A 14,338-nucleotide genomic window follows, 5' to 3' on the forward strand; every position below is an offset into this window, starting at 1 on the left:
CGGGGCGTCGGTCTGTAGTTCCCCGGGCCAGTCGGTCCCGTCAGCTACTGGGAGTCAGAACCGTACGGAAGCCTTCTCCGCCGTGGAGGGAGTCATATCGGATCTCCACCGTGATGCGGTCCTGAATCAGGGCCTCGAAGTCCGCGTGATCCTGGGGGCTGTACGTCGGGACGCTCAGCAGGTACTTCTCCCGGTCCACGGCGAACACTTCTTGTTCATTGAAGGTCGAGTACGAGGGCCGGATGGACAGCCCGTCGCTCAGCCGGTTTGCGCACGCTGACGTCCACGGCCCGATCGCCTCACCGTCGACCCATACTCTGCTGCTGGTCACGATGGCGGGGCCGAGACCGCAGTTGCTGAGGCGGATACCAGTACGGCTTCCGTGATGCCAGATCCGATGGAGCTGGAGGATGGGGCGCACGGAGTTTCGATTGTGGCGACGCGATGCCCGGGCTTCGTAGATCGAGACGGTCAAGGAACACAACGCGATAAGCACAGCGCATAACGCGATGACGTTCTCCGACTTCACTTGCCCCCCTGAGACGGTGCAGGAAACGCCGAGGCAATGACGGTATCCATGGGTGCCGCCGCCTCCCGCGCCCGGAACCCCTCCGCATCCCACGTCCCGTCAAGCCGCGGCGCCAGCCAACTAGGCGCCGCCGCACGGAAGTCCGCCGGAGTGAGCGCCCCCGCCCCCTCCGGCAACGCGCCGAGCAGCGGTGCCCCGGACACCTCCGGCAGGTCGGCCACATTGCAACGGGAAGCCAGGTCAGGTGCGGTGGGCCAGCTGCCGATCACCACGCCCAGCAAGTCGAGCCCCTGGGAACGGAGTTCACGGGCCGTCAGTTCCGTGGTGTTCAGGGTGCCCAGACCCGCCGACGCCACGACCAGCACCGGGGCGCCCAGCAACCGCGCCGCGTCCGCCAGCGTGCCGCCCTCCGCGTCGAACCGTACGAGCAGCCCGCCCGCACCCTCGACCAGCACGAGGTCGTGCTCTGTGGCCAACTTCTGGGCCGCTTCCGCCACTTCGTGCGGGCGAACCGGACGCATACCGGCCCTGCGTGCCGCCGTGCCGGGGGCCAACGGCTCGGGGTAGCGGGCCAGTTCGGCCGCCGTCACGGTGCCCGCGAGTCTCGCGACCTCGTCGGCGTCCCCTCGCTCGTCCGGCCGTAGACCCGTCTGGGCGGGCTTCAGGACGGCCACCGTGCGGCCGGCCGCGACCGCCGCTGCGGCTACCGCGGCCGTGGTGATCGTCTTGCCGACCTCCGTGCCCGTGCCCGTGATCACCAGTACCGGCATGTCATCCCTCCCGTGCCGCCGCGCACACCGCGCGGGTGATGCGCGCCACGTCGGCGTCGCCCGTGACGTACGGCGGCATCGTGTAGACGAGGTCGCGGAACGGCCGTAGCCACACGCCCTCGCGGACGGCCGCGTCCGTGGCGGCCTTCATGTCGACGGGGTGGTCGAGTTGGACCACGCCGATGGCGCCGAGGACGCGGACGTCCCTGACGCCGGGGATTCCTGACGCCGGGGCCAAGCCCTCCCGCAGGGCCGCCTCGATGCGCTTGACCTCCGTCAACCAGTCCTGGGTCAGGAGGAGTTCGAGCGAGGCGCAGGCCACGGCCGCCGCCAGCGGGTTGCCCATGAATGTCGGGCCGTGGGCCAGGACCGGCACCTCGCCGCGCGAGATGCCGTCCGCCACGCGTGACGTGCACAGCGTCGCCGCCATCGTCATATAGCCGCCGGTCAGCGCCTTGCCCACGCACATCACATCAGGCGTGACGGCCGCGTGGTCCGCCGCGAACAAGGCTCCCGTGCGGCCGAAACCCGTCGCGATCTCGTCGAACACCAGCAGCACGTCGTGCGCGTCGCACGCCTCGCGCAGCACTCGCAGATACGCGGGGGAGTGGAACCGCATCCCGCCCGCGCCCTGCACCACCGGTTCCACGATCACCGCGGCCAGTTCGTGCGCGTGCCGTTCGATCAGCTCGTGGAGATGGGCCGCGTACGAGTCTTCGTATTCGGTCGGTGGTGCGTCGGCGAACACCTGGCTCGGCAGAACTCCCGACCACAGCTCGTGCATCCCGCCCTCGGGGTCGCACACCGACATCGGCTGCCAGGTGTCGCCGTGGTAGCCGCCGCGCCAGGTCAGCAGGCGCTGTTTCGCGGGGCGGCCGAGCGAGCGCCAGTACTGCAGGCACATCTTCACCGCGACCTCGACCGACACCGAGCCCGAGTCGGCCAGGAACACGTGCTCCAGGCCGTCGGGAGACATGTCGACAAGGAGCTTCGCCAGCCGTACGGCGGGCTCGTGGGTGAGCCCGCCGAACATCACGTGGCTCATCCGGCCCAGCTGCTCGCGCGCGGCCTCGTTGAGCACGGGGTGGTTGTAGCCGTGGATCGCCGACCACCAGGACGACATGCCGTCGACCAACTCGCCCGCGCCGTCCGCGAGTTGGAGCCGCACCCCGCTCGCCGACGCGACGACGAGCGGTTCTGTGCGGCCCGGCATCGGGCCGTACGGATGCCAGACGTGCCGCCGGTCCAGTTCCAGCAGCTCCGGGACGGGCAGGCGGCCGGTCGGGTCAGGCATTGGGCGCGAGATCCGTTCCGGCACCTCGACGGCGTACGGAGACCAGGTCGCGACGGACCTCGTCGACCTGCGGCACGGGGGCGGACGTAGACGTGGCAGGGGCGCTGGAGCCGCAGACGCCAGCGCCCTCGTGCCCACCGCATCCGGCGCCCTCCGTCGAACCGCACCCGGCACCTTCGTGCGACCCGCAGCCCGCGCTCTCGTGCGAACCGCACCCACCCGTCGCCACAGCCGCCCGGTGCTCCGGCAGCGTCACCTCGCCCGCGCCCTCCACCTCGAAGCCCGCGTCCGCGATCATCTCCAGGTCGGTGTGGCCGGCCTGGCCCTCGGACGTGAGGTAGTCGCCGAGGAAGATCGAGTTGGCGAGGTTCAGGGCGAGGGGCTGCATCGTGCGCAGGTGGACCTCACGGCCGCCCGCGATGCGCACCTCGACGTCCGGGCAGACGAAGCGGACCATCGCGAGGATGCGCAGACACCGCTGCGGGGTGAGGTGCCACTCCTGGGCGAGCGGGGTGCCCTCCATCGGGATCAGGAAGTTCACCGGCACCGAGTCCGGGTCGAGATCGCGGAGGGAGAAGACGACGTCCACCAGGTCCTCGTCGGTCTCGCCCATGCCGGCGATCAGGCCGGAGCAGGCGGACAGGCCGGCCGCGTGCGCCTTCTGCACGGTGTCGACGCGGTCGGCGTAGGTGTGGGTGGTGGTGATGTCCCCGTACGTCGACTCGGACGTGTTGAGGTTGTGGTTGTAGGCGTCCGCGCCGGCCTCGCGCAGCCGGTCGGCCTGGCCGTCGGAGAGCAGGCCGAGGCAGGCGCACACCTCGACGCCCTCGTTCTGGTCCTTGATCGCCTTGATGGTGCCCGCGACCCGGTCCACGTCCCGGTCGGTCGGGCCCCGGCCGGAGGCCACCAGACAGACCCGCTTGGCGCCACCCGCCACACCGGCCGCCGCGGCCTTCGAGGCGTCGTCGGGTTTCAGCCACGTGTACTTCAGGATGTCGGCCTTGGAACCGAGCCGCTGCGAGCAGTACGAGCAGTCCTCGGGGCACAGGCCGGACTTCAGGTTGACGAGGTAGTTGAGCTTCACCCGTCGGCCGAACCAGTGCCGGCGCACCTTTCCGGCCGCGGCCACGACATCCAGCAGGTCGTCGTCGGAGGTGGCGAGGACGGCGAGTGCTTCCGCGCGGGTCGGCAGTTCACGCCGAAGCCCCTTGTCCACGAGCGTGTTCAGCAGGTCCATGAGGCCCGATCCTGTCCTACGGGACCGCCCGCGGCCAAGGAGAGATCGGACAAGAGACGGGGTTCGACGTGTGGGTATTGCCACATCCTGGGCGGCTGGTCGTCCGATTACTGTCTGTGCACTGCCTACAAAAGTCCCGGAGGAACCATGGCGTTCGGCTGGATCGACGACCAGGCGGAGCAGCGCCGCCGCGCCGGGCTCGTACGCACTCTGCGGCCGCGTCCCGCCGACTCGCCGCTCCTCGATCTCGCGAGCAACGACTACCTGGGTCTGGCCCATCACGCCGAGGTCGTCGAGGGGGCCGCCGCGGCGGCGCGGACCTGGGGCGGCGGGTCCACCGGGTCGCGGCTCGTCACCGGAACGACCGAATTGCACGTCCAACTGGAGCGTGAACTGGCCGAGTTCTGCGGATTCGAGGCGGCCCTCGTCTTCTCGTCCGGCTACGCGGCCAACCTCGCCGCGGTCACCACCCTCGCGCCGCACGGCTCGCTGATCGTCTCCGACGCGGGCAACCACGCCTCGCTGATCGACGGCTGCCGACTGGCCCGGGGCGCCACCCAGGTCGTAGGACACGCCGATCCGGACGGAGTGCGCAAGGCGCTGCGGACGCACGACGGGCAGGCCGTCGTCGTGTCCGACTCGGTGTTCTCCGTGGACGGGGACGCGGCGCCGGTGGGCGCGCTCGCCGAGGCGTGCCGGGAGTCCGGGGCGGGGCTGCTGCTCGACGACGCGCACGGGCTCGGGGTGCTGGGCGACGGTGGGCGCGGGGCGCCGTACGCGGCGGGGCTCGCCGGGGCCGAGGACGTGGTCGTGACGGTCACGCTGTCCAAGTCGCTGGGCAGCCAGGGCGGGGCCGTGCTCGGGCCGGCCCGGGTGATCGACCATCTGGTCAACGCGGCACGGACGTTCATCTTCGACACGGGACTGGCGCCTGCGGCGGCGGGTGCCGCGCTGGCGGCGCTCACCCTGCTGCGGCGCGAGCCCGAGCGGGCTGCCCGGGCCCGCGCCGTGGCGGGTGACCTGCACGCGCGGCTGACCGCCGCGGGTCTGGAAGCGGTACGTCCGGACGCCGCCGTGGTCTCGGTGCGCGCGCCGTCCCCGGAGGCGGCCGTGCAATGGGCGGCCGACTGCCGTGCGGCAGGGCTGGCCGTGGGCTGCTTCCGTCCTCCTTCCGTGCCCGACGGCATCTCACGGCTCAGGCTGACCGCCCGAGCGGACCTCTCCGGGGCGGAGATCGAACGCGCTGTACGTGTGATCGGCGAGACGCGACCATGAGTCGGCGTGACACGGTCGTGTGCCGCTGACGATGGGGGAACCGATCAGTGGAACGCGGTGAGGAAGCCCGTCCAGCTCTCGGGGGAGAAGAGCAGGGCGGGTCCTTGCGGTTCCTTCGAGTCGCGTACGGCGAGCAGCCCCGTGCCGGGGCCTGAGCGCGGGCTGGCCGCCTCGACGCAGTTGTTCGCTCCCGTGCTGTAGCTGCTGCGCAGCCACCGCACCCCGTGCAGATCGGTACTCGAAGGTACGTTCCGAGGCAGTGCAGACATGGTGCCTCCTTACGCGCCGTCACCTATCCCGGCGATGTAATCCAACGAATCCTCGGGCGAAAGGGCGTGGAACTGAAGGGTGTTGAAGGCCTCGCTGTAGGCCTCTAGGTCTTCTTTCCGTTCGAGGTAGAGGCTACTCGTCAAGTGGTCGAGAACAACCACGTCCAGATCAGAAGTGCTCGGAAAGGAGAAGATTACGAAAGGGCCGGTGATGCCGATGTGCGCTCCTGCGGCGAACGGCAAGACCTGAAGCCTCACTTGGGGCAGGTGGGCCGCCTCCATGAGCCGCTCCAGCTGACGTGCCATCACACTCGGCCCGCCGACCTCCCGGCGCAACACCGCCTCGTCGAGGACCACGCTCAGTGCCAGCGGCGGATCCACCCGCAGCACGTCCTGCCGGGCCAGCCGCACCTGCACCAGCGCGTCGAGCCGCTCGGTCCCGTCGTCGTCGAGCCCGCCCACGGCGGCCCGGGTCACCGCCCGGGCGTACTCGGGCGTCTGCAACAGGCCGGGGACCACCGAGGTCTCCAGCGTGCGGATCGTGCTGGCCTGCGACTCCAGGCTGATGAAGTCCCGGTAGGCGGGCGGCAGTACACCGCGATAGGCGTGCCACCAGTGGTGCCGGCCGCCGCCGTCCTCGGAGCCCGCCAACACGAGCAGCATGTCCCGAAGTTGTGCGTCGCCGACCTGATAGGCGTCCAGAAGTAACCGTACGTCGGGCGCTTTCACGCCACTCGCGCCGGTCTCGATCCGGCTCACCTTCGACTGGTGCCAGCCGACCAGCCGGGCCGCCTCACCGCTGGTGAGTCCCACCCCCGCGCGCAGCGCGCGCAGTTCGGCACCCAGTTTCCGGCGGCGCACCGCGGGACCGTACTGCATGGGTTTCTCCTTACTCCTTCCGAGCCGCCCAAATAGAGTCTGGGTTCGCAGAGTTCACCGCTTCGAGCGACAGATATATGCATATCTTGGTGGATCGGCACCGTTGGCGACGCGGTAATGGCAGTCTGGCGAAGAAGCACCAGTCCGGGACCGTACTCGAACCATCCGCTCCGTGTCGGACACCGGTCCCGCGGGAAAGGGACGACCGCGCCATGGCAGACCATCTGGAAGCATCCGTCACTCTGCCGAGCGATCCCGCCTCGGTCTCCACCGCCCGCACCTACGTGGTCGGGACTCTCGCGGAATGGGGACTGCCGGCGGACGCGGAGGTCGCCGACACCATCCGCCTCATCGTCTCCGAACTGGCCACCAACGCCGTACAGCACACCTTCGGGCAGTCACCCACCTTCACGGTGGACATCGAGCTGGAGCGTGACGAACAGCTGCGCATCGGTGTCACCGACAGCCATCCCCGCTTCCCCAAACGCCTGCCCGCGGCGGTCCAGCAGGACAACGGCCGCGGCATGGTCATCATCCGCTGGCTGACCGCGGAGTGCGGCGGCAAACTCAAGGTCCGGGCCACTCGGGAGGGCGGGAAGACGGTCTCCATCGAGGTGCCCTGGACGGTACCGGCCCGTCCGGTGACCACCGCGGTCCAGCAGGAGCCGTAGCGCGCGCCCCGAACGCCCGGGAGCACCCGAGGGGGTGGCGGCCCGTCAGGTGGGCAGCCACCCCCTCGGGGGGTTCAGCGAGGGCCAGGTTCTGTCCTAGCTGACCCGGCCGTACCAGACGCTCTTGGTCCAGATCTTCTGCAGACGCACCACGTCCCCGGTCTTCGGGGCGTGCCAGATCTTTCCCTTCCCGGCATAGATGCCGACGTGGTAGACGCTGGAGCCCGAGTGGAAGAACACCAGGTCCCCGGCCTTGCGGCTCTTGGCCGAGATGTGGTGGGTCTTGTTGTACTGCTGGGCCGCCGTACGGGGCAGTTTCTTGCCCGCCTTCTTGTACGAGTACAGCGTGAGCCCGGAGCAGTCGAAGCGGCCCGGACCGGTGGCCCCGTACCTGTACGGGGAGCCTTTCTTGGAGGCGGCCACCTGAAGTGCCTTCGTCGCGGGTGTCGCGGCCGCGGCGTCGGATGCGACGCCCGGTATCACGACGGAGCCGCCGACGGCGGCGATGGCGAAAGCCGAGGCCGTACCGGCCCTGACCATCAGCGACGGGACACGATTGAGCGCAGTCATGCGCAACCCTTCGTCAGCCGCCTGTGAAGGATGACCTGTCGGATTCGGGCTGACAAAGTTGCCCGGCCGCTGACGCGGCTTCACCCCAAGGGCTGCTCGACCCGGCCATGGCGTGACCGTTCCGGCGACCCGTCGTGCTTGGGTCCTCCACTCCTGCCGATGCAATCCTGTCGACCTGTCATCCGGGCGGCGGCAGGACTCGGCGTCCGCCCAGATCGCCCCGCCGCTGCGGCGGGGTCTTGTCGTCAGACAGGGATCTTCACCTATGGATGTCCGAAAATCCCAACGGAATCGGGGATTTGTGGGGTTACTCACCACTCACCCGTTCGGGTGGACACCATGATGTTCGAATAGGTGTCGAGGGGGTCAAATGCCCCCGGACCAGCGGCGGAACGCCTCACCGTCCCCACTGGACTACGCGCGTTGCGCAACCCCAACGGGCTTGTGGAAGGAGGGGTGTCTACTCCGAACAGGGGTACGCCGTTTGGTCCGTTTCGACTCCGCTCCGGACGCGCCTTTGGCGAGACGCGTCCGCCGGGAACGGCTCCGCGTCCCTCAACTGTCGGAGGGTGCGGGGAGGGTGACGCGCGCCGTGCGGCGCTCCCCGTCCAGCACGCGCAGCGCACGCGCCAGCGTGGGCGCGTGCAACTCGGTCTCGCCCCGCTGGTGCATCAGCGCCAGAGCGTCCCGCAACTGGGTCGCCTTGGCCACCAGCGCCTGAGCGGCCCGCAGTCCACGGTACGTGTCCCCGTGGTGCGCCGGGTTGATACGGCCCAGCAGATCGGCCACATCCAGGTAACGATCGATCAACTCGCCCTCGGCGCGCGTCAGTGCGGGCAGCGGCGGAAGTTCCGGCGGCAGCATCGTCGGCTCACTCCCCGCCCTGCTCGGTGAACGAGGACTTGCGGGTGGTCACGATCCGGTCCACCAACCCGTATTCCAGGGCCTGTTGGGCGTTCATGATCCGGTCCCGCTCGATGTCCGCGCTCACCTGCTCCACCGTCCGGCCCGTGTGCAGGGCCAGCATTTCCTCCAGTTGGGCCCGCGTACGCGCCAACTCCTCGGCCTGGATGACGAGATCACTCGCCTGACCCCGGACCGGCTCGGTGAACGAGGGCTGATGGATCACCACCCGCGCACCCGGCAGCGCCGACCGCTTGCCCGGAGTGCCCGCCGCCAGCAGCACCGCGGCGGACGAGCCGGCCTGGCCCAGGCAGATCGTCTCCACGTCGCAACTGACGTACTGGAGCGTGTCGTAGATCGCCGACATCGCGGTGAACGATCCGCCGGGCGAGTTGATGTACAGCGAGATGTCCCGGTCCGGCGCCTGGTACTCGAGGTGCATGAACTGGGCCATCACATCGTTCGCCGAGATGTCGTCGATCGGCGTCCCGAGGAACACGATCCGCTCCTCCAGCAGCTTCGAGTACGGGTCGAGGGTCCGGTGCCCGGAGCTGGTGCGCTCGGAGAACTCCGGCAGGACGTGGCGGGCGGACGGTCGGGTCATGGGTACCCCTCCTTCGGCATCTGTAAGAAATGTACAGGACGTACATGACGTTATGATGGGGGTATGGCCTACGAGATTCCGGTGACACAAGCCAGGGCTGAGCTCGCCGACCTGATCAACCGGGTGGTGTACGGCGGTGAGCGCGTCGTCGTGACACGGCACGGCAAGCCCCTTGTCGCGCTGGTCTCCGCCGCCGACCTGGAGCGACTCGACGAGCTCGACAAGCTCGACGCGAACGCCGACGAGCAGGTGATCAGTGCCGTCTCGCACGTCCGCGAGGTCGCGTCCGCTCCTCGCGAACACCAGCGGTTCGGCATCGCGGCCGAGCACCGGGGGTCGAATCCCGCTTAGCGCGGGCGTGCTCTACGGGCGTAGATGTGATTGTCCTGATCACAGCTCGGTTAACTTGCTTGAAACTCGGTCCAACTAGCCTGCCGATCGATGCCACCAGGGATTTTGCCCTGGGGGCTGAGCGGGTCCGGCGAAGTCCGCTGCGGTTCGGCAGCGCCCCCGAAGGGGCGCGGGGAACTGCGCGACCAGCCACGACGGGCCCGCGGATGACGTCCCGCACTCCGAGCGGAGCGTTCAAGCGGCAACCGGACCCCGCACGGTCCGGAGCGAGGACTGTGAGGTGGGAGCGTGCAACTGACCCCGCACGAGCAAGAGAGGCTGCTGATCCATGTGGCGGCCGACGTGGCCGAGAAGCGCCGGGCCCGTGGTCTGAAGCTGAACCACCCCGAGGCGATCGCCCTCATCACGTCGCACATCCTCGAAGGCGCCCGTGACGGCCGTACCGTCGCCGAGCTGATGTCCTCCGGGCGCAAGCTGCTCACCAGGGACGACGTCATGGAGGGCATCCCCGAGATGATCCACGACGTACAGGTCGAGGCGACCTTCCCGGACGGCACCAAGCTCGTCACCGTCCACGACCCGATCGTCTGACGAAGGGGAGCGACGCCATGATTCCCGGAGAGTTCCTGTTCGCGGACGACCCGATCGTCTACAACGCGGGCCGCGAGGTCACACGGATGACCGTCCTCAACGCCGCCGACCGGCCCGTCCAGGTCGGCTCCCACTACCACTTCGCCGAGGCCAACCCCGGCCTCGCGTTCGACCGCGCCGCGGCCCGCGGCAAGCGGCTCAACGTCGCCGCCGGTACGGCCGTGCGCTTCGAGCCGGGGATTCCCGTCGACGTCGAACTCGTCCCGCTGGCCGGCGCCCGTGTCGTGCCCGGACTGCGCGGGGAGACCGGAGGTGCCCTCGATGCCTGAGATCTCCCGTGCCGCGTACGCGGACCTCTTCGGGCCGACCACCGGCGACCGCATCCGGCTCGCCGACACCGATCTGCTGATCGAGATCGAGGAGGACCGCAGCGGCGGTCCCGGACTCGCCGGTGACGAGGCCGTGTTCGGCGGCGGCAAGGTCATCCGCGAGTCGATGGGCCAGGCGCGAGCTACGCGCGCAGACGGCACCCCCGACACCGTCATCACCGGCGCCGTGATCGTCGACCACTGGGGCGTCGTCAAGGCCGACGTCGGCATCCGCGACGGCCGCATCACCGGCATCGGCAAGGCCGGCAACCCCGACACCATGGACGGCATCCACCCCGACCTGGTGATCGGCCCCGAGACCGAGGTCATCGCGGGCAACGGACGCATCCTCACGGCGGGTGCCGTCGACGCGCACGTCCACTTCATCTGCCCGCAGATCGCCGACGAGGCGCTCTCCGCAGGGGTCACCACCCTGGTCGGCGGCGGCACCGGTCCGGCCGAGGGTTCCAAGGCGACCACGGTCACCCCCGGCCCCTGGCATCTGGCCCGGATGATGGCGGCGATGGAGCAGTACCCGCTCAACATCGGCTTCCTCGGCAAGGGCAACACCGTCTCGCACGACGCGATGATGTCCCAGATCCGCGGGGGAGCGCTGGGACTGAAGCTGCATGAGGACTGGGGCTCGACCCCCGCCGTCATCGACGCCTCGCTGACCGTCGCCGACCGGACCGGCATCCAAGTCGCCATCCACACCGACACGTTGAACGAAGCCGGGTTCGTCGGCGACACCCTCGCCGCGATCGCCGGACGGGGCATCCACGCCTACCACACCGAGGGTGCGGGCGGTGGGCACGCGCCGGACATCATGACCGTGGTCTCCGAGCCGCACGTGCTGCCCAGCTCCACCAACCCGACCCGGCCCTACACCGTCAACACCGCCGAGGAACACCTCGACATGCTGATGGTCTGCCACCACCTCAACCCGGCGGTCCCCGAGGACCTGGCCTTTGCCGAGTCCCGCATCCGCCCCTCGACGATCGGCGCGGAGGACATCCTCCACGACCTCGGCGCCATCTCGATCATCTCCTCCGACGCGCAGGCGATGGGGCGCGTGGGTGAGGTGATTCTGCGGACCTGGCAGACGGCGCATGTGATGAAGCGGCGTCGGGGTTCGCTGCCGGGTGACGGCCGCGCGGACAACCATCGCGTACGGCGCTACGTCGCCAAGTACACGATCAACCCCGCGCTCGCGCAGGGCCTCGCCCGTGAGATCGGCTCCGTCGAGACGGGCAAGCTCGCCGACCTCGTGCTGTGGGAACCGGCGTTCTTCGGCGTCAAGCCGCACCTCGTCATCAAGGGCGGACAGATCGCGTATGCGCAGATGGGTGACGCGAATGCGTCCATCCCCACTCCGCAGCCGATTCTGCCGCGTCCGATGTTCGGCGCGATCGGACGGGCGCCGGCCGCCAACTCCTTCAACTTCGTCGCGCAGTTGGCGATCGATGACGGGCTGCCGGAACGGCTCGACCTCGGCAAGAAGTTCGTTGCCATCGAGTCCACCCGCTCGGTCACCAAGGCCGACATGCGCGAGAACGATGCCCGGCCGCGCGTCCAGGTCGACCCCGACAGCTTCGCCGTGCACATCGACGGGGAGCTCGTCGAGGCGACTCCGGCGGCCGAACTGCCCATGGCCCAGCGGTACTTCCTCTTCTGATGTCCAGGGGAGCATTGCTGGTTCTGGCCGATGGGCGCTTTCCCGCCGGAGGGCACGCGCACTCCGGCGGGGCGGAGGCGGCCGTCAAGGCCGGGCGGGTCACCGGGGCGGCGAGCCTCGGCGACTTCTGCCGGGGGCGGTTGCATACGGCCGGGCTCGTGTCGGCCACCCTCGCCGCGGCTGCCGTACTCGGTGTCGATCCGGTCGAGTTGGACGCCGCCGCGGATGCGCGGACGCCCTCGCCCGCGTTGCGGGTGGCCGCGCGGAAACTCGGGCGGCAGTTGATGCGGGCCGCTCGGGCGACCTGGCCGTCGGCCGAACTGGACGCCCTCGCGCGGGAGTTCCCCAAGGGGGCGCATCAGCCGGTTGTGTTGGGGTTGGTGGCTCGGGCGGCTGGGCTGGGGGCTGAGGATGCGGCTTACTGCGCGGCCTACGAGAGTGTGAGTGGGCCTGCCTCCGCGACGGTGCGGTTGCTGAGTCTTGATCCGTTCGACGCTACGGCTGTACTGGCTCGGTTGGCGCCGGAGTTGGACCTTGTCGCGGATCGGGCGGTGGAGGCGGGGCGGCGTGTGGTCGACGAGGGGGTCGATGCGTTGCCGTGTGCGTCGGCGCCGCTGCTGGAGATCGGGGCGGAGGCGCATGCTGCTTGGGCTGTGCGGTTGTTCGCGTCCTAGGGGTTTTCTCGCCCCCGCCGCCCCTACCCGTCCCATCCTCCAGGGGCTCTGCCCCTTCGACCCCGATCCCAGGGGGCTCCGCCCCCTGGACCCCCGATCGGCCTGAACGGCCTCGTCCTCAAACGCCGGACGGGCTGGATGATGCCGGCCCGGGTGAAAAGGCGCCGAAGCTGGATGGCGCCGGCCCAGATGAAAAGGTGCCGGGGCCGTAAGCACCGTAGAAACACGTAAGGAGCCGCACTCATGCACCTCGACCACACCCACGACGGCCCCGCCGCCGTCAGCGCCGACGCTCACCGCATCGACGGCACCCGTCGCGCCCTGCGTATCGGTCTCGGCGGGCCCGTCGGTTCCGGTAAGACCGCTACCGTCGCCGCGCTCTGCCGGGCCCTGCGTGACGAGCTGTCCCTCGCTGTCGTCACCAACGACATCTACACCCGCGAGGACGCCGAATTCCTGCTTCGGGAGGCCGTGTTGCCGCCCGAGCGGATTGCCGCCGTCGAGACGGGGGCATGTCCGCACACCGCGATCCGGGACGACATCTCCGCCAACCTCGAAGCGGTCGAGGATCTGGAGGACGAGGTCGGGCCGCTGGATCTGATCCTGGTGGAGTCCGGTGGGGACAACCTCACCGCGACCTTTTCCAAGGGGCTCGTCGACGCGCAGATCTTCGTGATCGACGTCGCCGGCGGGGACGACATTCCGCGCAAGGGTGGGCCCGGGGTGACCACCGCCGATCTGCTGGTCGTCAACAAGACCGACCTCGCGCCGTACGTGGGGTCCGATCTGGGGCGGATGGCCGCCGATGCCAAGGCTCAGCGGGCCGAACTGCCCGTTGTCTTCCAGTCATTGCGGACCGAGGCAGGGGTAGCTGACGTTGCCGCCTGGGTGCGTGCGCAACTCTCCGCGTGGGCGGCGTGATCGCGACCGGGGTACGGGCCACCGCGCGGATCGTGGCCCGGGAGGACGGGCGGGGCGGTACCGCGCTGCCCGTGCTTGAAGGGGACGGGCCGCTTGCGCTGCGGCGGACCCGCGCCAGTGGTTCCGAGGCGCGGGTCATGCTCGTCGGGGCCATGAGCGGGCCGCTCGGCGGGGATCACTTCGCCGTCGAGGCCGATGTCGAGAGCGGGGCCCGGCTGCGGATCGGGTCCGCCGCCGCGACCATCGCGCTGCCCGGGCAGGCGAAGGGCGAGTCGCGGTACGACGTGCGGCTCAGTGTTGCCGAGGATGGTGAACTGCACTGGCTGCCCGAGCAGTTGATCTCCGTGCACGGGAGCGACCTGCACGTCACGACCCGTGTCGAGGTCGCCCAATCCGCGCGGCTCGTGCTGCGTGAGGAGCAGGTGCTGGGGCGGGCCGGGGAGGAGCCCGGGCGGCTCACCAGTCGGCTCTCGGTGCGGGTCGCGGGGCGTACCGTGCTCGATCAGGAGTTGGCCTGCGGGCCCGGAGCGCCGGGCGGCTGGGACGGGCCCGCCGTTCTCGCGGGACATCGCGCGGTGGGGCAACTCCTCGTCGTACGGCCGGAGTTCACCCGGGAGCCGGTCGCGGCGCGCATGCTGGGAGAGCACGCGGCCCTGGTGCCGCTCGCCGGTCCCGCCGTGTTGGTGACGGCCCTCGCGACGGACGGGCTGCGGTTGCGGAGGGTGCTGGACGAGGCGTTGGCGTCGCTCGGCTGAGT

General features: G+C 69.9%; 18 protein-coding genes and 1 riboswitch. Of the genes, 9 read left to right on the plus strand and 9 right to left on the minus strand.

Annotated features, from left to right (window positions below; translation table 11 throughout):
- Positions 1-40: 40 nt before the first annotated feature.
- From OO70_RS12425 to bioB, 4 genes are read right to left on the minus strand one after another with little or no spacing between them, the layout of a single operon-like run.
- Positions 41-529 carry a hypothetical protein gene (locus OO70_RS12425; protein WP_234336831.1) on the minus strand — a complete coding sequence of 163 codons (489 nt, stop codon included), beginning with the start codon at positions 527-529 and terminating at the stop codon, positions 41-43.
- Positions 526-1,299 (minus strand): dethiobiotin synthase, encoded by a 774-nt coding sequence (gene bioD / locus OO70_RS12430; RefSeq protein WP_051741135.1) that lies wholly within the window; start codon positions 1,297-1,299, stop codon positions 526-528. Before bioD ends, OO70_RS12425 begins: the two co-directional genes overlap by 4 nt.
- A gap of 1 nt (position 1,300) precedes the next feature.
- Positions 1,301-2,593, minus strand: coding sequence for an adenosylmethionine--8-amino-7-oxononanoate transaminase (locus tag OO70_RS12435; RefSeq protein ID WP_043668448.1), 1,293 nt, complete (start codon positions 2,591-2,593; stop codon positions 1,301-1,303).
- Positions 2,586-3,830, minus strand: a complete 1,245-nt coding sequence (gene bioB / locus OO70_RS12440; protein ID WP_043668450.1) for a biotin synthase BioB — start codon at positions 3,828-3,830, stop codon at positions 2,586-2,588. The genes OO70_RS12435 and bioB overlap by 8 nt, the downstream gene beginning before the upstream one ends.
- A 147-nt stretch (positions 3,831-3,977) precedes the next feature.
- On the opposite strand from bioB, the gene OO70_RS12445 reads away from it, so the two are divergent.
- Positions 3,978-5,105: an 8-amino-7-oxononanoate synthase gene (locus tag OO70_RS12445; RefSeq protein WP_043668452.1), complete on the plus strand. Its 1,128-nt coding sequence runs from the start codon at positions 3,978-3,980 to the stop codon at positions 5,103-5,105.
- A 44-nt stretch (positions 5,106-5,149) separates the two neighbouring features.
- On the opposite strand, the gene OO70_RS12450 is transcribed toward OO70_RS12445, so the two are convergent.
- Both OO70_RS12450 and OO70_RS12455 read right to left on the minus strand, forming a co-directional pair.
- Positions 5,150-5,374, minus strand: coding sequence for a DUF397 domain-containing protein (locus OO70_RS12450; protein ID WP_043668455.1), 225 nt, complete (start codon positions 5,372-5,374; stop codon positions 5,150-5,152).
- A 9-nt stretch (positions 5,375-5,383) separates the two neighbouring features.
- The gene (locus tag OO70_RS12455; RefSeq protein ID WP_043668458.1) at positions 5,384-6,253 is read right to left on the minus strand and encodes a helix-turn-helix domain-containing protein; all 870 of its coding nucleotides are present in this window, start codon (positions 6,251-6,253) and stop codon (positions 5,384-5,386) included.
- Positions 6,254-6,465: 212 nt separating this feature from the next.
- On the opposite strand from OO70_RS12455, the gene OO70_RS12460 reads away from it, so the two are divergent.
- Positions 6,466-6,924 (plus strand): ATP-binding protein, encoded by a 459-nt coding sequence (locus OO70_RS12460; protein ID WP_043668461.1) that lies wholly within the window; start codon positions 6,466-6,468, stop codon positions 6,922-6,924.
- Positions 6,925-7,020: 96 nt separating this feature from the next.
- Here the strand turns inward: OO70_RS12460 and OO70_RS12465 are convergent, their stop codons facing one another.
- The 3 genes from OO70_RS12465 to OO70_RS12475 all read right to left on the minus strand — a co-directional run bounded on the left by OO70_RS12465 (position 7,021) and on the right by OO70_RS12475 (position 9,001).
- The gene (locus OO70_RS12465; RefSeq protein WP_043668464.1) at positions 7,021-7,494 is read right to left on the minus strand and encodes a C40 family peptidase; all 474 of its coding nucleotides are present in this window, start codon (positions 7,492-7,494) and stop codon (positions 7,021-7,023) included.
- 3 nt (positions 7,495-7,497) lie between these two features.
- Positions 7,498-7,677: riboswitch (cyclic di-AMP (ydaO/yuaA leader) on the minus strand.
- 372 nt (positions 7,678-8,049) lie between these two features.
- Complete coding sequence (locus OO70_RS12470; RefSeq protein WP_043668467.1) at positions 8,050-8,358, minus strand: hypothetical protein; 309 nt, start codon at positions 8,356-8,358, stop codon at positions 8,050-8,052.
- A gap of 7 nt (positions 8,359-8,365) precedes the next feature.
- On the minus strand, positions 8,366-9,001 hold the full coding sequence (locus OO70_RS12475) for an ATP-dependent Clp protease proteolytic subunit (protein WP_043668471.1): 636 nt from the start codon (positions 8,999-9,001) through the stop codon (positions 8,366-8,368).
- Between the two features lie 63 nt (positions 9,002-9,064).
- Between OO70_RS12475 and OO70_RS12480 the strand changes: the two genes are divergently transcribed.
- The 7 genes from OO70_RS12480 (at position 9,065) to OO70_RS12510 (ending at position 14,336) form a co-directional block, all read left to right on the plus strand.
- The gene (locus OO70_RS12480; RefSeq protein ID WP_043668474.1) at positions 9,065-9,352 is read left to right on the plus strand and encodes a type II toxin-antitoxin system Phd/YefM family antitoxin; all 288 of its coding nucleotides are present in this window, start codon (positions 9,065-9,067) and stop codon (positions 9,350-9,352) included.
- Positions 9,353-9,640: 288 nt separating this feature from the next.
- Positions 9,641-9,943, plus strand: coding sequence for an urease subunit gamma (locus OO70_RS12485; RefSeq protein ID WP_020270782.1), 303 nt, complete (start codon positions 9,641-9,643; stop codon positions 9,941-9,943).
- 17 nt (positions 9,944-9,960) lie between these two features.
- Positions 9,961-10,272, plus strand: a complete 312-nt coding sequence (locus OO70_RS12490; RefSeq protein WP_043668481.1) for an urease subunit beta — start codon at positions 9,961-9,963, stop codon at positions 10,270-10,272.
- Positions 10,265-11,986, plus strand: a complete 1,722-nt coding sequence (locus OO70_RS12495; protein WP_043668484.1) for an urease subunit alpha — start codon at positions 10,265-10,267, stop codon at positions 11,984-11,986. The genes OO70_RS12490 and OO70_RS12495 overlap by 8 nt, the downstream gene beginning before the upstream one ends.
- Positions 11,986-12,660, plus strand: coding sequence for an urease accessory protein UreF (locus OO70_RS12500; protein WP_043668487.1), 675 nt, complete (start codon positions 11,986-11,988; stop codon positions 12,658-12,660). The genes OO70_RS12495 and OO70_RS12500 overlap by 1 nt, the downstream gene beginning before the upstream one ends.
- A 243-nt stretch (positions 12,661-12,903) precedes the next feature.
- On the plus strand, positions 12,904-13,581 hold the full coding sequence (ureG, locus tag OO70_RS12505) for an urease accessory protein UreG (protein WP_043668491.1): 678 nt from the start codon (positions 12,904-12,906) through the stop codon (positions 13,579-13,581).
- Positions 13,569-14,336 carry an urease accessory protein UreD gene (locus OO70_RS12510; protein WP_043668494.1) on the plus strand — a complete coding sequence of 256 codons (768 nt, stop codon included), beginning with the start codon at positions 13,569-13,571 and terminating at the stop codon, positions 14,334-14,336. Before ureG ends, OO70_RS12510 begins: the two co-directional genes overlap by 13 nt.
- Positions 14,337-14,338 lie beyond the last annotated feature (2 nt).

Source organism: Streptomyces xylophagus (assembly GCF_000716435.1).
Classification (GTDB): domain Bacteria; phylum Actinomycetota; class Actinomycetes; order Streptomycetales; family Streptomycetaceae; genus Streptomyces; species Streptomyces xylophagus.